The following is a 20,216-nucleotide window of genomic DNA, read 5'->3' as shown; positions in this document are numbered from 1 at the left end:
CAAAATCTTAATGTTTCTCCAAACTTTTTTCTTGACTAAAAGTCTTCATTATTTTTTCGACATCCAGATGGATTTTTCCTTTTACCAACCAAGCGACTGCAAATGCATAAACCGCTACCCACTCTAACCAAAAGGTATAGGCAGGAAATACTTCATCCATATTTATATTTAGTAGTTTCTCTATCGCAAAAATGATAATAAGTGTCCCTACGGCAGCCCAAACGATGATACCACTCCTCTTAAACAATCTATTCCTAGAGGCTGATGCATCGTGATTTAATACAAATTTGTAAAAACTCATATATCCCAACAAAAAGAAGAAGAAAGCTGCACTGAGCAAATGAATTGTACCTAGTAAACTGTTAGATTGATGACCAAACAAATAGGGAGTATCCGTGAAAAATAAAGTACCTAAAGGATTTTCGGATTTGGTAGGAACCAGTACTGTAATCAAAATACATATTCCTGCTACTGTGGTGATAAAACGATCGCTAAACCGCTCTCCTTCTTGTTTTGGGTATCCACCATAATTGATCAAGATCAAGCCAAAAGCAGATAGAATTAAAATAAAAAACACGCCTCCTGCGGTATAATAATAGTGACTCATACTAGAAAGTAATTGCTGATGTGAAACTAACAATAGTATGGGTAGTGCTAACCCGAGAATTCCTATTGTTTTTCTAAGCGAATACATTGATTTTTTATCTTCCATAATGTACTAATTTTTGTTACTCCAAAAGTAGTATCATAAAACCCTGATAACTATCACAAAAACGGTAAATAAAGGTAATTTTACGACATGGATATATACTGGAAAATTTATATGAATACGGATTTAAGAAATTTCCGTTTTACCAAAGCAACTTTATTAGTTAGTCAGACCTGTCAGGTTTTAATTTATAGTATTGTACATATCCTTTTCTTACACTTTTTACTTACTCAATTCCGAAGTTGCAAACTTCGGAGAGCAGAGTAACCTTTCTATTCTTAAGGCTCTCTACGTGCTTTATCAAATTCTATTTTAAGATGTAATAACTTCTTTTTGATTTCTTCTTTTATTCTATCAACACCTAAATACCATATACTGGTTCCAAAATATTTTTTTAGTGCAGCCCATAATTCCGTATCCTTTTTTAGGTTTGAATCTTCGTAACTTCGTGTAACAAAATTATAATGCTTACCCTGTTTGGCTCCTTCCCAATTACTGGCAGCTCTTCGTTCTTTTTCGGAGAAATATCTTGTATAATTTTTATCTGTAACCAAACAATAATGCTTGAACAAGTTATACGCTCTATGCACATATTTTCCCATTGGTATTAAATCATCCATATTTTCTACAGCATTTAAGCTATGAAATGCAAAACCTATTTGCTCCGTAAATCCATGATAATATTCGGCAGGAGTAAGCTTTAATTTCAAATACTTTGTAGATCTATCATCTTTATACATATTATCAAGCATTTGCTTATTTACCACGACTCCAATCACCGCTCCCTGGGTATAATATGCTTCATTTGCATAAGCTAAGGCTTCTGATTTTGCTTTTTTAAGATTTTTATACGCTCGATCGGTTCTATTTTTTAGGTCTTGATCATTTGGATTGTTCTTAAGCTTCCATTTTACTATTTGATATTCCATTCTAGCTTCAATGACTTTTTTAAGCAAAATCTTCTCATATATTCGATTCTCTGGAGCTATTTTTGCTAAATCCGGGGACAAATTTGTAGGGGCATTACCATTTGCATTCAAAAGCTGGTTTCGCTCTGTATACTTTCTTTCAACTTCCTGTAAAACACGTTGTGATATTAATCGATTGTTTTGGTTAAGTGGATTCAATTGATTTGTATAATCTGTCCAATCAGCTTGATTCATGTTTACCCGCATCATGAGTAAAGAGGCTATTTCTTGTTCTTCTTCATCTTCATTTTTTACTGCTTCATCTTCGATTTGATATGTTCTCCAGTTATCATTCTGATAATATTTTTCGTTACCAGTTTTATCTAGTTCTCCTCTCCCTTTTAATCCAAAAACCTTTTTAGGGACAAAGTCCTGAGCATAAAAATTAATATCATAAACTACGCCTGATTCTCTACCGTTTCCATATTTTTCTTTAAACTCACGATTAAGCCAGTACACAGCAAACTCAGTACCATCACCACTCAGGTTCACATCAATATCTGAGGTAGGATTCATACTTCCAGGCACATTTCCTTTTAAAGGTTTGATAGGCTCATCGACCTCCCATTTTCTATTAAGTCTGTTGTCCTGTCCGTGAATATTATAAAAGTTCTTTTGTCGTTGTCCTTTTTCCCAATCTTTAACTGGTTCTATGGCATCTTGTAACAATTGTTCGGTAATCATTTTTCGATACATCAATAGTACGTTCATCCCATAGTAGTATAAAAATGAATTTCTACTATAGCTTTTTAATCCTTCCGGTGACCCGCTAATTTCATATAATGCGGATCCCTTATAATGTTTTAGGGTTCCGTTCTGAAATTGCTCTAGAACTTTAAACCAATTATTTTCGGCATTTTCATTTACATAAGTATCTGGGTTTTCTGCGGCTTCTTTATTTTTTTCGGTATCATTATTCACCACTCTACGTTGAATAACAAAACTATTTGGTAGTACATTCTTACTATCTTTTCGTTGTATACTAACATTGGTACTGATCATACGGTCTACAGTTTTCTCTCTAGTAGTATCTATCTTATGACCATTTACTATTGTATCTCCCTTTGGCGTACCGTGCAATGTATTATCAATTGCGTGTGCTACTTCGTGTTTCATATTCTCTGTAGTATCCTTTCCTTGAGCAAAATGAATGTTCTTGCCCTGTATAGTTGCCTCAGCATTTAGTGTTCCTGGAAAAGGAGAATTATGAGTAGCTTTTAAAGAGGAAGTATCCACGCCATATTGTCGACCCATTTGCAAAGTTATTTTTTGAAAGCGTGAGGAACCTGTTGGTTTTCGCTGAATAGGTGTTGTTATTTTTTGAGAACTACTTATTACGGATTTTAGTTTGCGTTGTACAGCAATAGCAGGTCGGTTGTCAACAATAGTAGACTCACCACTAGAACTAGGTTCTTGTTGTATATTTTGAATAGTCGCGGCTTTTAATTCTTTGGTATGCTCTATTGATGCTTTCACGGTTTTTAAAGCTTATTTATTAAATTGTTCATTATGATAAGTATGGATACAAGTCAAGACCATCTTTAAAATATTTTAAAACAACAGTTATAAGGGACAGGCTCATCTATATATTCATTCCAAATATTTAACCATTCTGACTGAACATGTTCAATATCTTGGCCATGCCTAATTTCAAAGACACCTGCATATTGATCTTTCTTTGTTTGTAATCCTGAATGTTCTTCTAAATAATACGTATCTGGTATTTCTCCTGGTTCTGCATTATTTAATATTCCGTCATACACCTGTTTTCTAAAAGTATTCATTCTTTTAAACAATTTATGTTCTCGTAGCGCTAGCTCCAAAGAATCAGCTATATGGCGCCTAAAAATATTATTTCCAGCCCACAAATTCTTATTATCCCATGAACTTACAGCTACTTGTGTATTAATTGTAGTTTTAGGAAGAATTGGATAGTTATTCTTAGGGTGTTTAGATCCTTTCATAGAGTTTTCCTGGCGAAGTGCTAAATACATATATTGAAAAACAATACTTCGTAAATATGGTTTATCTTCTTCTGCCATTCCGTTCACTGAAAAAACATTATACTTACTGACGAATGTATTCCACAAATTATCTTCTTGTATATATTTGTCCTTACGTCCTTTTAATACAGTATCATCCCACTCATCTGCGTAATCTTTAAAAACACTTTGTACGTCTTCTAAATTCATACCTACATTAACCTGGATATTTCCGAGTAATTGACCATTTGGTAATAATGTATTTCGAAGGCTTTCTGGAATTTCATATCGATAATCATCTTCTACGTACGAGTTTTCTCTTCCAATTGCTGTAATAACGGTTCCCAACCAACTTTGTATATTAGTAATTATATTCTTTGCATCTTTCCTTTTAGAAACTGGTTTTGTAACAATCTCCACGGCAGAATCAGTCATTAGCTCTCCGCCACCAGCAGCATTTCTTACCTTGTGAACATGATCAACCATTGCCTCCCACCCATTACCTTTATGAACAACTTTTTTATAACCAGGATCGAATTTTTCGCTAAGTTTTTTTGAAGCTTTAGTTGCAAATTTTGAAAGTCTTTTTTCTTGATTCGTATCCAAAGATTTATTTATACGGTAAGTAGAGATTAAGTTCCAAAGTTCATCTTCGTATTTAGGTTTTATGACTCTTCGGATAACTTCTCTCTCTTCAACAGGATAATTTCTTTCTGAAATAATCTTAATAATTTTACTCCAAACATAATTAGCTTCAGTTACTTCATTATTTTTCCTAACTGGCAAGGTGGTTTCTATCTCAATTCCAACTTTTGCATTTTCACTTTTTTTCTTCAATTGCGCAACATTTGAATGTGTGTTATACTCATCGACAGTTTGCCCTTGTAGACCAAAGGAAACTGTTCTTAGGGCTTTATTCCCCATGATATCTGCCTCTTTTTCTAACCCAGCATCATCATTAATATTTACTTTGCTTTTTAACTGCCGGGTTGGTTGTACCCGACCTTGTTTCTGTTGTACTACATGCCAAGCCTCATGAGGTAGATGTTTTTCTTGCCCCGGTGCGAGATGGATATCTGTTCCTTGGGCATAAGCGTGTGCCTGTAATTGGGCTGGTTTGCTGGAGTTATAGTGTACTTTTACATCATCCATACTATATCCTGATAAGTTTTCTATACCAGATTTTAGGTTATCGGGTAAACCGGTCTTATTTTTTCGTTGGATCGGATTGTTACTATTATCCATACTATCCATTCCAGATCGTAATTTTCTTTGACTCAAAGAAGAGGTACGGTTATCTTTTAATTGTGCCGTACCTCCGTTGCTAGATTCACTAACAACTCTCGGGGTAATCGAGTGCTGCGGTTCTTGAGTTTTATCTGTTTGTGTTTTCATAGTTTTTTGTGTTAACTATTATTCTTATACTCATTGCATTTTACTACTAACATCTCCCTAAATCCCTCTTCAAAAGAGGGACTTTACTCCCTTCCTTTGAAGACGATATCACATTAGTGATAGGCGAGCTTTAGTGCAAGAAAAAGGATGGATGTTTTGATCCTTTCATTAAAATTTATAATCGTATTTATATTGAACTCTTCTCTATTACTTGGACAACACTTCGACAAGCTTAGTGTGACTATCTAAATACTTTTACTTTGTACCTTAAAAGGTTCTCGATACAATCACCTTCCATTGCACTTCAGGTGATCACTCGAACTGACGTTTTTTAACTTATAATCACTCCCTCTTTCTGTAACTCCTGCTTTATGGCCGTTTCTAAGTTCTGTTGAGAGATAGTTGCTTTTTCATGGGTTACTGCTTGCAGTGTACATTTACGTATCACGTTCATCATCAATCCACCAGAAATATCATAGTGTTCTGCAATTTTCCATAGATCTGCACTGGCATCTAATGGTAATTTGTCTGCAAAAGATTGTTGCCATAATTGATAGCGTTCGTCTGCTCCTGGCATTGTAAATTCAATCATGGATTGGAATCTTCTAGTAAATGCCTCATCTATATTATCTTTCAAATTACTTGCTAGGATTACTACTCCAGGAAAATCCTCTATACGTTGTAGTAAATACCCAATTTCCTGATTTCCGTATCGATCATTAGCACTGCTCACCTGTGTACGCTGCCCGAATAATGAATCAGCTTCATCAAAAAACAAGATCCAATCGTGTTGTTGTGCCTGATCAAATACTTTTGCCAGATTTTTTTCAGTTTCTCCTATGTATTTAGAAACCGTCATACTCAGATCTATTTTATATACCTGTTTACCAGTACTCTTTCCCAATAAAGCAGCAGCCATACTTTTACCAGTTCCTGGTGGCCCATAAAACAAACTTTTGTAGCCAGGTTTTAATCGTTTGCCAAGTTCTAAAGCTTCTAAAACTGTTTGTCCGTGAGTAACCCAATCCCTGATTTCCTGCAAGCTACGTGCTGTAGATCTAGAGACGATAAGATCTTGCCAAGATAGCTTAGTATGCAATTGTTGTGCAGGGAAATCAGGGCTATATATTGCTTGATAGGGTATTCCTGTTAGTATAGAGGCTACATATTCATTAGATACCATCCATATACTGCTCAATAAAGGACTGTTCCCTTTAGTCGGTGTCGTACTGATCATTCCTTGTCGTATACCTATAAAATACTGAGTAACTAGTCCATGATATGCTAATCGTTTTTGGAGATCATCTCCTGATAATAAAAACATCGCTGTTTCTGCCGTTGGTATTAATCCTAAATGTCCTTCTAACAATACTCCGCCAAATTCACTATACCGCCTGTCATAATCCTTGTTTTTAGTGAGTAAAATATCTAATACTTCAGGTTTTAGATGTGGTACTAATGCTAGAATTAATAGTAGTCTTTCTGCAAAGTTGAGTTTGTGTTCTTGAATAAAGTTGGTATAACTTCCTTCCTTACCCTTTATATCTGGAGGCGTTAATTCTTCGATAGATTCGTACAGTGTTTCCTGCTCGAAATGTAGTTCTAAGCGGGTTCGTAATACCAGACTTAACCATGCAAGTTCGGCTTGCAAAACTTCGGCATTACTACTATTTACATTAGTAATAGTTTTATTATGATTTTTTGTTTTTATGATTGTTGATTTTTCCATATTCTTATTTCTTTATACTGTACTAAGGTTCTTCTTTGTAAATCGGACTTCGAGAACCTCAGCCCTCGTTTTTGTATTTCACATTTCTACTTTCTATATTTTTCTATTATTTAAAAAACCCTGCAATACTCAACTTACAACCACTCTACTACAAGAATATCTTTCATCCATGGTAATTTTACGGTATGAAATCCCCATGGTAATTTTTCTAAAGTAATATCATGCGTTTCTCTTTTTACTTGCAATAACCAATGTCCATCTCTAGTTCTTAGGGAACCTTGCCTGCACAAATAAGAAGCTCTAAATCCATCAGGAGATAGGTTTTTCCATTTAGGACCTTTTGCTATCACAGCAGTTACCAGACCTTCGGCTATTTCTTTTTCTTCGGCTGACAATTCGATTGGGGATACAACGGCATCCATATCCAAACCACACAATAGTTTATTCAGTGGTAAGGCACCTTCAAACAATTCCTCTTCTTTGGTATCACATAAATACTGTACTACACAAATTGCTTTGTTGCGAGCTACTTCATCCACAAAATTCTTATCCTTCATAACTCCTATATTCTCAAAAAAGCGTTCTAAAAATGGCCAGAACAATACCAATCCTGCATTTTGTATGGATATAAAATCCGTATCATCAAATGGTGAAGACAATTGTTCTGTTATGATAGATTTTGGCTTTGATCCTAAATGCTTCAATTCCTTTTGTAATCCTTGTAAATGCAATGCTAAAGGCGTCAACAAATTATTGACATCTAGTTCTTCTATAGTTTCCTTAGAAGTATTGCTTACATCGGTAAGTAATGATTTCGTCTCTTTCAACATCTTTGGAGGTAGCTGATCAAAAAAAGGATGATTTACCAAAGATGATACTTGCTTAAAAAATTCCTTTCCTATTGCATTTTGTGCATACAAGGCAATACAGGAATCCACTAATCTTTTGATCTGATAAGCATACCGACTATTATCTGCTATAAGTTCTTCTTTCTCATCAATCCCCAGATCTAGAAGTACCTCTTTTGTACATTCTTTTGTGAATACTGAATCTCTATTAGCAATGGTATATTTTAGAAAAACTGTTTTCCAAAAACTATTGATTGCTTTCTCCCTTTCTAAAGTATATCTCTTCTGAATGCTATTGAGAATACTGTTTTTAGTCTTTAGGATCTGAGCAGATGAAAGGTCAGTAACAAGCCTAAAAGAAGCTAATAATTGATCTTCTGCACTTGCATATACAAAGCGGTTTAAGTAGGTAGGATTCCATGGTAACTCTTTTAACAATCTAATAAATGTGCTACTTGGTTGTTCTAATAATAGTGCTAATTGCTCCTGAAAATCATTTTTGTTTCCTTGTTTTGACCACCAAGGTAATACGCCTGTCTTTAGATAATAAATGATAGCTCTTAGTGGTGTTTCTTCATGAGTGTTATCACTTTTTGGTTTCTCTAAAACTACATCTGCTCGTTGATATGCTGTGAGTTCTTCCTGTAATTTTTCGATAAAAGCGGTTTCAAAATTTTGCAAAGACACATTCCCTAAATCTAATGTTAGTCGATCAATCTGAAGTGATGATTCTGATACATTCGCTTGGCTAAGCACACGATCCAGCACAGTCGTCAATTGATTTCTACACAACGAACTCAATTCATGCTGTATCTTGGATGTATCCGAATGTTTCGGTACATGTATTTCTAAAACCTGTTTATTAACTATGTGTTTTTGCTGTACCATAATCCGGTCTTTTATCCGTTTTGAATTTCAGTAAGGAAACGATGATACGCACGATCAAATTCTTGCATCTCCTCTTGATCTAACCATTGAATATTGGTTCTGATATGCACAGGTGTTTCTTCTCTAATGGTTAAGGCTATGAATTTTTTGAAATCATCATCCTGATATCTTTCTATCCATGAAGGAAGCATAAACGTGAGCTGTAAAGAATAGGGATCTTTCAAAGTTTCCGAAGCCATCCATCGTCCCGTTTCCTCTTCCTCAGCAAAAGGCACATCGATTTCGAAACCATCGTTGGATATCGAAATAATGGTATGCTCTCCATTATAATGGGTTGTTTTGGTAATTTCTATAAGGTCTCCAACTTGTAAAGAATGTGCTCCTATCTGACAAAAGGTATGATTGGAATTAGTTGCCGCTCTAAAACTTTGAATCGCAGCCGAGCGTAAATAATATCGTATATCATGCATACGCTTCCAAACCGCTCCTGTTTCTGATTCCTGAAAAGGTGCTTTGATCTCAAAAAAGTCATCCCCAACGGCCAGTACCGTATAGATACCGTTGTAGTGATCATTGTTGGTAATTACTACTTCTTCACCTGGTAGCAAATCATGATCACCGATGATACATCGTGTAAACTCTTCTGTGATAGCAGCCTCAAATGTTGTGATTGAGGATATGCCATAACCTACTACAAAAGGATAAGGATAAGATTTTCTGGATCGCAATAGCACATGCTCTATCATATGTAATCCAGCCGATTCCCCATCTCCCAAATTTCTACGACTGTAATCTTCGATCCCGATTTTTAAAGCAATTCTTCTTTCTAATCCAGAGACATTTTCAGTATTCCAAAGATCACTTTTGATATCATATCCTTTTGCTTTGCAACCACTAACAACAGGATATTCTTTTAAAAATCGTGCTTTGTCTTTAATTAATTTTTTATCTGAAGTATCTTGATCATCAGTAATATCTTTTACTACCATTCCGTAAGAAGTAAACTTCTCCGCAAATCGAGCTAACAAGTGATTCAAGAATTTATTTTTTCTTAACAATCCTATATTCGTATCAGCAGTCATTTCCTGTAGATACGAAGTATAGCTCTCCGGACTGCCTAGCAACTCTGAAATTCCAGGAACACACTCCAATAAATTTTGATTAAAATACGTACTGGTATCATCCCCATCAAAACTCATTAGTCTTTTGAAACTCGCTAACTGCGAAAAATAATTAGCAAGGGTTTGCTCAAAAAACAGTAAATATCCACTTAATTGTTTTGCTTGCGCTTTTCTGGTAGCTGAAGCAGAATCTGGCACTCCTATTTCTCCAATACCATAATTCATCGGAAATTGATTCTGAATCGGATAGTATTGATCTAATGATAGTGCATCAGATGTAGGCAAAATGATATCTTTTTCTATTAATGATCCTAATCTGGATACTTCCTCTGTTCTTTTTTGATTATATAATTGTTTGATTCGTTCTATATCAACACTTACCGTAAGGCCTTTGGAAGTAAAAGATAATTGCGATAAGGTACCATCAACATCCAGAATAGGTGTTTTAGAAGTATCCAATGGTAAGAGCCAATTTTTTATTGTGTTAGTCCCCGTAGCAAGTGCCAGTTTATCGATTACTAATACACCCGGTTGATCCATTATTTCTTTAATCACATCCGAGGTTTGGATTTCTTCTTTACGATAGGCTTTGGCGATATCCTGATCTTCCATAAAACCATGATGTAATCGTGGGCCATCAAAAATCTCATCCGTTGTTTTCCCTTTTTCTAGTTGTTGCTGCAAGGTGTAAAAAGGAATGCGTGGCGAAAAATGAGTCCCTACACGATGTAACATATTGGCCACTAGCTCATGGATATCGTCTACGTTATCAGCAATTTCGATAACACCTTGTAATCTTACCCCTTGCGTATCTAATAGTTTGATCTCTTCAAAATCTTCACAAATAGAACGACAGCTATTTAGTTTTTCTCGGACAGCGGGAATGATCTTACTTCCTGGAATATCAAATAATCCATCTTTTTCTATAAATACACGAAACAATCCTTTGGGAATACTAGGTTCAAGTTCATTTGCATTTTTTGGAATTACTTTTTCTACCCACGCATTTTTAACTCCTTCTATATCAATTACCATCTTACGAATATCCATAAGGGTCACCGGGTTGGTAGTCAATATGGTCGCTGGACTGTACAAACTCTTATGGTTATTCCCTATCAAATCCTGTATATCAAATTCCATTCGATATGCCAGATCAGTGACTGCATAACATACTTGCTCTAAAATCGTAATACCAGGATCATGAATATTATGATCGGTCCATGTATCTGCCGCCATTTTTTGGATCAGTTGCATTCCTTCTGTTCTAAGGAATTCATAGCTTAATGCACTATTTTGAGATACTTCTTTAGGTATGGTGATTGTATCTGTCATTGTAAAAGGTAATTATTGTTCGTATTTCTACAAAATGATATGTATCTATTGCTGTAGCTTTTGAAATGATTATAATTTCATGATGTATGCCAGAACGAAATATGGAGGTCGGTTTTCATGAGCTTTATTGCCTCCTGTTGATTGTAAATTTGCTTTGGCAGTTTTAATAGAAACACCTGTTTTATTGCTCTGAATTGTTCCAAAATTATTTAAGGCAAACTCTCTACCACTGCCAGTATTATTATCCATTGTATCCGTGGTATCCTTATTGGTAAATCTTACTAATCCATTAAAACTTCCATGATTATGGTTATGACCTGGATCATTTACTCCATGTGTATGACCATTATCTAAATGGGTATGAGTTGGCATTTGTGCTTCAGTAAGGGTTACTTCTTTTGCCCCTCCTTTTTCACCAATTTGGTATTCTGGATTATTCTTTTCCATTCCTACGATAAATCTTCCTGATAAGTCAGGAGTGTTATTGGTTCCATCACATAATACCCAACCTTTGGGGATATCTTGTCCAGACCACATAGAAATGAGACCTTTTGGCAAGCGTGTATCTACATAGGTCTTTACCGCTTTTTGGGTGGCGAGTTTATCATGACTAGTTGTAGTATTATCCAATTCTTCATTATCCGAAATATTAGATGCTTTTAGATCTCCTTCTACCTGCAATGTTCCTTTTATAGCAACTCCTTCTTTTTTAGAAACCTTGAAAATAGTAGTGGAGTTATTGGTGGTATCAGTTATAGAAATTAATGGAGCTGTATCTTTCCCTTCAACTGTAAGTTTGGCTGTCGGTTCTATGGTTCCTATACCAACATTTCCCTCTCCTGACTTAATAAATAGTCTACTTTGCCCAGTAGTATCTTTGATATTAAAACCAGGCTGATTACTATTGGGTGTATCAGAATTAACTCTTGGATTTAGGTTAATAGACCATTGTGGATTATCATCAGAAAAACTCTCATATAGATCCAACACTTCTTGTGTGCCAACTCGCTCTCCTTCTGTTTGCACAGACAATGGGTTTCCTTGTACTTTTGCGATACCATCTTCTGCTTGGTTCAACACAGCTTCTATAAAATCTGCAAACTCCTCTTGTGTAGGCTTGTCATTAATCTTAAAAAAACCTTTAAGTTCCGTTCTATTTTTTTTATTGATTTCCACTTCTTCTAATTTTTTTAGGATGTTAAATCTTCTGTAATTGCTACAATCTTTTCTTTTTGGTTTATAATTTCATGATATATGCCAATGCGAAATACGGTGGACGGTTTTCATGAGGTTGATTGCTTCCAGTCTTATTGGTATTAAAGGAATGTCTATGCTTACCTGCAGGTTGGGTAGTTCTGGTGAATGCTTTATAATAATCATTAGAACTTCCTGTACCAGATCCATCTCCTCGTTTAGCTGCTCCCGTAAAATTATGTGCGTGTTCGCCGGCTTCCCCAGTAGTTCCTGAATGACTATGTGATGGTAATTGGCCAGTGGTTAGACTTACTTCTTCTTTTCCTCCTGTTTTTCCAATCTGATATTGTGAATTTCCTTTGTCAAATCCTACAATAAACCTCCCTGATAAGTTGGGAGTACCTTGCTGCCCATCACACAATACCCATCCTACAGGAATACTACTAATATTTCCGGACCACATAACAATTACTCCTTTTGGCATTCGTGTATCCACATAGCTTTTTACTGCCATTTGGGTAGGAATCCTATCATGGCTAGCACCTTCTTTATCCAAATCTGTATTCGTAGAAATATTCTCTGCCTTCAATTTTTTTACCGTTATATCGCCTTGCACCGATACCGCTCCTTGAATATGAGTTCCGCCATCGGCAATAATCTCTACTTTTCTGGTAGCAGGATCGCTATTTGTTGATTTTCCAAATAATCTTAAGGTGGTAGCGCCTACTTCAATCTTTGCAGAATCTTTATGTTCATTCGTATTTTTGCCTCCAAATAGGATGGTATCTTCAGAAATTTGCATTGCCCCGACAGGTTTATCAAAAGTTGTATTTCCTTTTACCGTAAGGGGTGCTAACGGTTCTATTGTCCCAATCCCAACATTACCTTCTCCAGATTTGATAAACAAACGACTCTGTCCTGTTACGTCTTTGATATTTAATCCAGATTGATTACTCAATGGTTCTTCAGCATTTACTCTTGGATTTAAATTAATAGACCATTGTGGATTATCATCCGCCAAATTTTCATAGAGATCTACAATCTCTTGTGTACCTATTCGCTCTCCTTCTGCTTGTATAGACAACGGATTACCTTGTACTTTCGCGATCCCGTCTTCTGCTTGATTAATACTGGCTTCTATAAAATCTGAAAACTCTTCTTGAGTAGGTTTATCATTAATCTTAAAATATTCCTTGAGTTCTGTTCTATTTCTTTTATTGATTTCCATAAGACTGTATTTATTACTTTAGTTTCAAGATTTTATGTTACGATAAAGTCTTTGCTTATTTCCATATAATTAATTCCTTCAAAGCTGTCTTCTTCGAATCCATTTTCGTTAACTACATAGACTTCGTGTATTTGGGCAGCTACCATAATCATGTCGGGTTGCGAGGGCGTTACGATAGATTTGCCTTCATTCAGACTTCGTACATCGGTAAACGTCTTTCCGTCTTCGCTTTGAAATAATTTTAGGTTTGCTACATAATCGATATAAGGACGTTCTGCAATGAAGTTGATAATCAGACTAGCATGGAGTGATCCTCCGATTTGAATTTCGTTATCCTCTCCATATGCCCACGGAGACATGAATCTTTTGATTTCTTCTATTAGCTTTCCTTTATAAAAAACTTCATCATATCCAGGATAAAATTTTACAACACATTCTGTAGAAACTTGTAAATAAGAAGGGTTCGAAACTGATATCTCGGCATAGGTCGGAGCCAGATTTTCTAGATACGAATTGATCTTAAGAAGTGTATCTGTTGCTACTTTTGGAGCAAAAGGATTAAATGGTAATTTTCCTTTAATATCTGGAACTACAATCACATCTACTCCCCCGATACGATCCGAAGCCGGAAGACATTTCGTTTTATAGATCTCTGGGAACTGATGTAATATCATATGTTCATAATCCCACATCGTCAACGCTCTGTTCTTGTGCCGTAAACGTTCACTGATTCGCTTATATAAGGCATCTCCCTTTTCTACCGGTTTCCCTTTACTAGATGTAAAAGGTTGCGTAATTTTTGCTACTTCAGGTATTTGGTTGAGTTCTTCGGTAATCGTATCTACTGTCAATGGATTTTCAAAATGTACTGGCGCTACTGTTTCACTAGCGAGTGTGGCACTAATCACCTGACTCCGAATATCAATAGTGTCAGATACTCCTTCAATATTTTTAAACGCACTTATCTTAATCCAATGTAAATGCGATGGCATTAAGGTACCACCTTGGGTAGCATCTTCAGGTATTCTAACTTTTACGATCCCTGTATTCAGTAATCCATTCGTACCATCCTTTAGTAGGTTAGAAGGTGCTAATGTTATCCATTCATTATTTCGTAGATAACTCCATTTCACTACTGGTTTTTCTACTTCTGGATCTGCACTTCCTTCTGCCATTTGAAATAAAAATGAAAGTACCTGTGGTGTATTTACCTCTGCGATTCCCAGATATAATGAGCCTTCATCCTTATACGCAGGAATTAGCGTACTTTCTTCTCCAGGAGTTATATCATCATATCCAAAAGGATGTATATGAAATATCTTATTCGTACTATCCACCGCAGTTTTTGCTAGAATAGTATCACAAGATGTATATGAGATTCCAAGTTTTTTAAGCTTAGGCTGATATGGTGGATTAATCTTTAAGTTTTTTATATCTACCTTTTCCGATATTGCTTGCTTAACAGATAAGGTGTTGAATACTACATGCTGAAAGTTTGTTGGAGTTAATTCTATTCTAAAATAGCGATCCCAAAGTAATGCTTCTTCTTCGTCTGTCTGTATTCCAAAACGTTCTTTATATTGATAATCTGGACTAGTATTTTTTATCCTTGTAGGAATATCATCTATGGATATACTATTTTCTTTATTAAAAAGAGGAAATCCTTCTGTTACTTCATTGCCTTGCTCATCTTCAATCTTTGTAGAAAGTAATAATTCCGCATTGCGATCATGTAAAAAGACATCCGCCTTAAAATCATGGTCACTCTCAATGATAGCAGCATCAAAACCTAACTTTTGATCTATAAGTTCAGCCAATTGTTCATCATTTAGTGCAGCGAGTTCTTCCTCGGTATGATCTGCCTGAATAAGCCAATAGTTTTTGTAATAATTCACAAAAGATGTGGGCTGTTTGACCCATTCTAAATGCAACTTTACATCTTGCAAGCGTTTCTGAGATATTTCGTCATTAGCGATATAAAGACTAGTTCCTATTTCGGGTTGAAAGCCAAAAGGTTCAAATGGTTTGTTGGTATCGATTGTTCCTTCATCATTCTCAATGATACTATGCTGCATATCCTGAACATCTGCTCGAATATGGGCTTTTTGTAATACTACGTCTACTAGGTGCTGAAAGCTACTTCGCATCTGATTTTGATCATCTTGCCCTTCTATTGAAGACTGTAATGTACAGACCATAACAGGATGATCGGATTCTATAAAAGATGACGAAAATGGAAATGAAATAATTGGCAAATCATTATCCTGAAGCTTAATTCGGATTCTCAGCGCATTTAGATATACCTGATCCTTATTGTATTTCTGAACATTCTCTACAGGTGTTTCTATTATGCCAACCTCTTTAACTTCTACGATTTTTACATCTTTAAAAGCTACAATTTCATAAATTTTTTGAGTGGTATCTACGATGTAATTTCCTATATCAGTAACATTAAAATTAGTCGTATCTAATCGTGTAATGGTTTGATCTTTTATTTCAACATTTAGATTGTTCTCAGATGGACTACCTACATAATTCCCTAAAGAATAGTGCACCTCATCTGGCGTAAACCATTGTTCTGCGCTACTTAGATAGGTTTGAAAAGGAACGTTTTTATCAAAAACAGCTCGTAAATCTTCTATTTTTTGGTTGCTCAGATTTAGATCTAATAATACGTCAATAGTACGTTTTCCATCTTTGAGCAATAGGGTTGGAGAACTAATCGCAAATCCAATCTCTGATGGTTTTAAAGAATGATCTTCTATTGCGGCTAGTCTATCTCCAAAGGTTTTGAACCTTTTACTTTCTTCTTCCTCATCATACTGACTAAAAAGAAAATCTTTAGCATTAGAAGTATCATAAATATCTGATAATTGTTCTGTTTCTGGAGAAGGAATTACCACAGAACGCAGCTGACGTTCTGAAAATTCTAAAATACGATATACTTTATTTTTATCTTCTTCGGAAATAGTATTATCACTATTGGTTTGCATGAGATGGATAAAATCTTGTTTTCTTAACAATAATTCTACTTCCACATATTCTAATGCTTGCTCGGAGTTTTCATTTGAGGCTTGTAAATCTTCAAGTACTTTTTCTAAAGATACTGTTTCTCCATTGTAAAAAGGCAAAGAATCTCCTGGATTTGGATTCCCATACACCTTCTTTAGCATGGTATCAAATCCATTAGTGAGATCTAATTCTTTTAAACTTTGTTGTCTCTGGTGAATAATTTTTCTTTCATATGCCTTTTCTAATAACTCGTACTCAGCTTCCCAATCTATAGGAATACCTTCTTTGTCTTGTTGATGCTTTAAAAAAATCCGGTCAAACTCATCTCTTTCTAAAAACAACACTTCCTTTACATAGGTAATTGCGTTGGAATTCTCATTTTTTACAGCTTCATGTAATTGAAAAACATCTTCTATTTGTGATTCTTCTGGAAAATCTGGGAGTGCATCTCCTGGACTTGGATGTCCTAGCGCCATTTCCATCATGTCTACAAATGCAGCATCTTTAGTCTTTCCTCTCTCCTGATGTACATTTTGGATAGTTCGTACTTGCTTGGATACAAAAACACTTTTTAATTGTGTTATTTGAGCCTTGCTAATCACCGTATCTTCATTGGTGACATACTGTAATTCGTTTCCTTCAGCATCTTCTCCTGCCTGTAATATGGTTCCTTTTTGTACTTCGAGATATTCAGTATTCTCTTCTAATTCTAAAAGTACATTCACTACATCTGGTACTGCCTGTTTTGGGTTTAATTGTAGATATTTTCTATAATAAAAATCGAGATGCTTTTCGGTAAGTCCATTCATTTTAGACTTTACGTGATTCATTAGTTTAAGAAAGGTAATGAACAACACTACATGAGGCTTTGATAATTTCGCCTTTTTTTCGGTGTTATTATAAAATAATTCTGGGTTTTCTACATAGGCAGCTAGTTCTTTTGCCCAGTATTTTTGTTGTATTTTTCTGCCTTCTAGCGAATTTTGATTAAATATATTCGGATCATCTATAAGAAATGATTCCCAAGTACCCGTAGGTCTATTTTGTTCATCAAAAAACTGAAGTTCTTTGGCTAACCGTTGTGCTTCTTCAATCGATTCTTCTAAACTACGTCCTTCGATAGCCACGTAATCAGTGCTCAGAGCATCCGAATTGCGATCGTTCTGGCTGGTTCCATCTCTAAGAAGTATATTATCTATATTTTGAATAGTATTCATCTCTTTTTACAACTTTAGGTTATTTAGATTTTAAGTAGCTTTAATTTTTGCATTTGAGGGAACTAGTTTACCTTGTCCAGGATACATTGGTAAAGGATCTGGTGTATTTGCTGGAGGTGGTTGTTTTGCTGGAGAAGTAACCTTAAACTCTGCTATAAAAATGCTCCCCTTTATGATCATGCTTTTGTTTCCACTTTTACTTTTTGTTGTTAATTGATCTGGACCTAATTTTTTAATGGTTAATGTTCCCTGACCAGGAATTACAAATGGAGGTGCTACATACGAACAATTTTTAACTTCCACTTTGGATTCGTCTCCTGCTACACATACTTTTTTTCCTTTGACAGTCGTTTTCCCTGATGCCGTTATCTTACCTGGTTGTACACTAACGACCGCGCTTCCAAAAGTTGGTAAAAAATTAACCGTATCTCCATCTATCACTATTAGATCCATTTCTCATTTAGTTTAAATAATCATCGATTTTATTATAAGTCAAATGCCACACTAGAAGCTTCATTGATATAGAATGGATAGATAAGATTAAATCGGTTATTTGTTGCTCTTACCAAATAATCTACATTGATATGTACTACGCCATTTTCGGGATCTATATCTGTTATCAAAACATTATTCACTTCAATTCTTGGTTCGTATAACAATACGGCACGAGATACGATACCACTTAACTCATTGGCAAATTTGTGATCCAATTCTTCAAACAAAAATTGCGAGAGATCACACCCAAAATCAGGATGCATTATCCGTTCCTTCAGTGATGTTGATAACAAAATCTGAAGACTTTGTTTGATATCTTCTTCTCCTGAAGTAAGTATCACCTCAGCACCTCCAACTGCAAAAGCAGGAGGAAATGACCATCCGTTTCCTAAAAACTTATTATTCATAGCACTTATATTAAATCCACTTTTTTTCCTTTTACTTTTACTTTTCCTTTAGCATTGATATCAAAGTCTCCTGCAGCTTCTATTGAAAAATCCTTAGCGCTTATAATTTTAATACCATCTTTACCCATCAGAATACTATTACCATGAGCATCTTCTAGTTTGATTGTTTTTTCCTTTTGATTGATGGCTAATAGCTGCTCGTTGGATTGGTCCTTATCCGCTGTAGATAGCGTTACCGTTTCTTTTTCCTCATCAAAAAGCAATTGATAATTAGACTTGGTAAAAATCCCTTTGTATGAGTTTTTTTTCTTTTCGGTATGCGGTGCTTTGTGGCTATGCATTGCCCCTAAAACAACTGCTTGTCTGGGATCATCGTTTAAAAAACCAATCACTACACGGTCTCCTTTTTCTGGAGGAAAGAAAATTCCATGATCTACTCCAGCATCTAATGTGGTATACATAGCTAATACTTCGGTAGTTTTAGCTTCTTGATCAAAAGCTGGTATATGTACTTTAATTCGGAATCCCTGCTTCGAATCCTCTATATGTCCCAACACTGTTCCTACTTGTAATCCATTTATACCAGGTAATAAACCAGCAGCTTTTGTATCTATAATATCAGATTGCGAACTAAACCAATTGGCATCCATTCCAATCTGCAAGTAAGTATACCATCCTGAACCCATTACAAATCCATGTCGAACTCCAGTAATGATATGTTCTCCATTAAATCGACTTACATTTTCTATTTTCAGGGTCTGACCTACTTTTACTTTTCCATTTCCATTAACCCTAATGGTTCCTTGTACCAAAGACAGTCGAGATTTTACAAGTTGCGCATCTGACCAAGATTGCAATTCTAATGGATCTGTAGGTACAGCATGAACCAAGTTTGTTTCTTTAGCTCCAGCTGCATCTGACAATTGTGAAGTTTTGTAATCAATACTAGTTAATATTTGCTCTTTACCTTTTTTGGGAATACTAAGTGCTAATTCATCCTTTTTTGTATCCAAACCAAATGAATGTACTTTCTGATATTGATGACGACTACTAATTTTTAGATCAAAATGGGCCAGGTCTATCCCAAAGGTTAGGGTATGATCGGTACTTCCAATTTGTGGCGTAAAAACAGAAACCTCTCCATTATCAACTTTTACTAGTTGCCCATTTGCTTCTGCTCTTGATACTATAAAATCCCAATCCGAAACATAGTACTGTACCATCTGTGGATGTGCCAAAGAAGTATTTTCAATATTCTTAGCTTTTAAATCCCTGTAGGTGCTGATAATATCTTTTATAAGTTTGCTATCCGTTTTATTCTGAAACACTTTGTTTTTTCGTAAAGTGGTCATTTTTATAGACGGATCGCAAAGCTCTATCGTAAGTACTGATTGGTATTGTGAGCGTTCGATTTCCTGATTGATCACGATACCTTCAAAAACCTTCGTCTCGTTTGTATTATTTCCTTCGTACCGCAAAAAGATTTCAATCAAAGCTCCTGGTATAAAAGCATCGCTTTCTAAGGTGGTAAACTTTTGATTTGCTACACAACCATCAGATAACTTAAGTTCGGCCAAAGGTATTTTGTTAAACTCTTTGCTCGTATCTATCGACAATAATTCATACGATCCTAATGGCAGGATCTTGCCGTTGCTTTTAATCGTACTTGTTACTACAGTTGATGACATCTT

General features: G+C 35.4%; 12 protein-coding genes. All 12 read right to left on the bottom strand.

The annotated features are described in order from the left end of the window. Positions 1–7: 7 nt before the first annotated feature. The 12 genes from NMK29_RS00260 to NMK29_RS00205 all read right to left on the bottom strand — a co-directional run bounded on the left by NMK29_RS00260 (position 8) and on the right by NMK29_RS00205 (position 20,213). The gene (locus tag NMK29_RS00260; RefSeq protein WP_108805113.1) at positions 8–712 is read right to left on the bottom strand and encodes a hypothetical protein; all 705 of its coding nucleotides are present in this window, start codon (positions 710–712) and stop codon (positions 8–10) included. Positions 713–987: 275 nt separating this feature from the next. Next, positions 988–3,153: a hypothetical protein gene (locus NMK29_RS00255; RefSeq protein WP_108805112.1), complete on the bottom strand. Its 2,166-nt coding sequence runs from the start codon at positions 3,151–3,153 to the stop codon at positions 988–990. Positions 3,154–3,218: 65 nt separating this feature from the next. Beyond that, positions 3,219–5,054, bottom strand: coding sequence for a DUF4157 domain-containing protein (locus tag NMK29_RS00250; protein ID WP_199915068.1), 1,836 nt, complete (start codon positions 5,052–5,054; stop codon positions 3,219–3,221). 331 nt (positions 5,055–5,385) lie between these two features. Then, complete coding sequence (locus NMK29_RS00245; protein WP_108805111.1) at positions 5,386–6,783, bottom strand: ATP-binding protein; 1,398 nt, start codon at positions 6,781–6,783, stop codon at positions 5,386–5,388. Positions 6,784–6,917: 134 nt separating this feature from the next. After that, complete coding sequence (locus NMK29_RS00240) at positions 6,918–8,519, bottom strand: contractile injection system tape measure protein (RefSeq protein ID WP_159092327.1); 1,602 nt, start codon at positions 8,517–8,519, stop codon at positions 6,918–6,920. Between the two features lie 11 nt (positions 8,520–8,530). Beyond that, positions 8,531–10,972 carry a hypothetical protein gene (locus NMK29_RS00235; RefSeq protein ID WP_108805109.1) on the bottom strand — a complete coding sequence of 814 codons (2,442 nt, stop codon included), beginning with the start codon at positions 10,970–10,972 and terminating at the stop codon, positions 8,531–8,533. 69 nt (positions 10,973–11,041) lie between these two features. Next, positions 11,042–12,148, bottom strand: coding sequence for a hypothetical protein (locus NMK29_RS00230; protein ID WP_108805108.1), 1,107 nt, complete (start codon positions 12,146–12,148; stop codon positions 11,042–11,044). Positions 12,149–12,209: 61 nt separating this feature from the next. Then, entirely contained in the window at positions 12,210–13,394 is a 1,185-nt protein-coding gene (locus NMK29_RS00225) for a hypothetical protein (protein WP_108805107.1), read from the bottom strand. A gap of 32 nt (positions 13,395–13,426) precedes the next feature. Next, positions 13,427–17,623 carry a baseplate J/gp47 family protein gene (locus tag NMK29_RS00220; protein ID WP_108805106.1) on the bottom strand — a complete coding sequence of 1,399 codons (4,197 nt, stop codon included), beginning with the start codon at positions 17,621–17,623 and terminating at the stop codon, positions 13,427–13,429. Between the two features lie 30 nt (positions 17,624–17,653). Next, positions 17,654–18,076, bottom strand: a complete 423-nt coding sequence (locus tag NMK29_RS00215) for a hypothetical protein (RefSeq protein ID WP_108805105.1) — start codon at positions 18,074–18,076, stop codon at positions 17,654–17,656. A gap of 32 nt (positions 18,077–18,108) precedes the next feature. After that, a complete protein-coding gene (locus tag NMK29_RS00210) occupies positions 18,109–18,525 on the bottom strand; it encodes a GPW/gp25 family protein (RefSeq protein ID WP_108805104.1) in 417 nt (138 codons plus the stop codon). 5 nt (positions 18,526–18,530) lie between these two features. Continuing rightward, entirely contained in the window at positions 18,531–20,213 is a 1,683-nt protein-coding gene (locus NMK29_RS00205; RefSeq protein ID WP_108805103.1) for a phage baseplate assembly protein V, read from the bottom strand. Between the last annotated feature and the right edge of the window lie 3 nt (positions 20,214–20,216).

The organism is Aquimarina sp. Aq107 (assembly GCF_943733665.1).
GTDB lineage: Bacteria > Bacteroidota > Bacteroidia > Flavobacteriales > Flavobacteriaceae > Aquimarina.
Note: the sequence above shows the minus strand (reverse complement) of the source record. Positions and strands in the feature narration are given on the sequence as shown.

Excerpts from the sequence above, each read along its gene's own strand:
- NMK29_RS00235 (WP_108805109.1), bottom strand. The coding sequence starts at position 10,972 with ATGACAGATACAATCACCATACCTAAAGAAGTATCTCAAAATAGTGCA.
- NMK29_RS00225 (WP_108805107.1), bottom strand. The coding sequence starts at position 13,394 with ATGGAAATCAATAAAAGAAATAGAACAGAACTCAAGGAATATTTTAAG.
- NMK29_RS00210 (WP_108805104.1), bottom strand. The coding sequence starts at position 18,525 with ATGAATAATAAGTTTTTAGGAAACGGATGGTCATTTCCTCCTGCTTTT.
- NMK29_RS00215 (WP_108805105.1), bottom strand. The coding sequence starts at position 18,076 with ATGGATCTAATAGTGATAGATGGAGATACGGTTAATTTTTTACCAACT.
- NMK29_RS00245 (WP_108805111.1), bottom strand. The coding sequence starts at position 6,783 with ATGGAAAAATCAACAATCATAAAAACAAAAAATCATAATAAAACTATT.
- NMK29_RS00205 (WP_108805103.1), bottom strand. The coding sequence starts at position 20,213 with ATGTCATCAACTGTAGTAACAAGTACGATTAAAAGCAACGGCAAGATC.
- NMK29_RS00220 (WP_108805106.1), bottom strand. The coding sequence starts at position 17,623 with ATGAATACTATTCAAAATATAGATAATATACTTCTTAGAGATGGAACC.
- NMK29_RS00250 (WP_199915068.1), bottom strand. The coding sequence starts at position 5,054 with ATGAAAACACAAACAGATAAAACTCAAGAACCGCAGCACTCGATTACC.
- NMK29_RS00240 (WP_159092327.1), bottom strand. The coding sequence starts at position 8,519 with ATGGTACAGCAAAAACACATAGTTAATAAACAGGTTTTAGAAATACAT.
- NMK29_RS00260 (WP_108805113.1), bottom strand. The coding sequence starts at position 712 with ATGGAAGATAAAAAATCAATGTATTCGCTTAGAAAAACAATAGGAATT.